This window comes from Methylobacterium sp. J-067 (assembly GCF_022829465.1).
Lineage (GTDB): Bacteria > Pseudomonadota > Alphaproteobacteria > Rhizobiales > Beijerinckiaceae > Methylobacterium > Methylobacterium litchii.
The window spans coordinates 1-832 of record NZ_JAKSXZ010000034.1; the positions used below are offsets into that span (position 1 = coordinate 1).

At 76.9% G+C, this 832-nt stretch carries 2 protein-coding genes; both read right to left on the bottom strand.

Annotated elements, in window-relative coordinates; genetic code table 11:
- Positions 1 to 60 precede the first annotated feature (60 nt).
- Positions 61 to 213, bottom strand: coding sequence for a hypothetical protein (locus MKK52_RS27195; protein ID WP_243952142.1), 153 nt, complete (start codon positions 211 to 213; stop codon positions 61 to 63).
- 45 nt (positions 214 to 258) lie between these two features.
- Positions 259 to 832 (bottom strand): methyl-accepting chemotaxis protein (locus MKK52_RS27200; protein WP_243952143.1); only part of this gene is annotated, 574 nt, incomplete at its 5' end.

Genomic DNA, 832 nt, shown 5'->3' on the forward strand with positions numbered 1-832 from the left:
GGCACCAAGCCGGCGGAGCCGGCGCCGGAGGCGCCGGCCGCGCGGGCGGCGTAAGCGCCCTCAGGCCGCCCGGACGTTCTGCAGGAACTGCGCGACCTCGGCCCGCAGCCGCTCCGATTGCGCGGAGAGCTGCCCCGTCGCCGCGGCCACCGAGGAGGCCGCGCGACCAGCCTCCTCGGCGACGCAGGCGACTTCGGCGATGTCCGCGGCCATGGCGCTGGCGCTCTCCGACGCCCGGCCCCTGCTGCGCCTGCTCCCCTACTCCCGCGCCCCCTGCTGCCCCACCGCGACGGCGATGCCGGCGGTGGTGCGGTTCATGGCCTCGCTCTGCGCCGCGATGGAGTGGATCGCCCCGTAGGCGCCGCCGGTCGCGGTCTGGATCGCGGCCACCTCCTGGCCGATCTCGTCCGTGGCGCGGACTGTCTGCGCGGCGAGTGCCTTCCCCTCGGAGCCAACCCCGGCGAAGCCCGCGCCCGCCCCGCCCGCCCGGGCGGACTCGATGGTCGCGTTCAGGGCCAGGAGGTTGGTCTGCCCGGCGATGGCCGAGACGATCCGCACCACGTCGCCGATGCGGGCGGCGGCGGCGGAGACGTCCGCCACCGTCTGCCCGGCGCGCTGCGCCTCCTGCACCGCCGCGTCCGACATCCCGGCCGCCTGCTCGACCTGACAGCTGATCTCGGCGACCGTGGCCCCAAGCTCCTCCGCCGCCGCCGCGACGGTGTTGACGCTGGCGGCGGTCTGGTGGGCGGCGCTGGCCACGTTGGCCGACCGGCTCGACGTCTCCCCGACCGCGTGGCGCATGGTGCCCGACGTGCCCTCCAGGCTCGACACC

What these genes read in the sequence shown, in the direction of transcription:
- MKK52_RS27195 (WP_243952142.1), bottom strand. Translation starts at nt 213, where the DNA reads ATGGCCGCGGACATCGCCGAAGTCGCCTGCGTCGCCGAGGAGGCTGGT.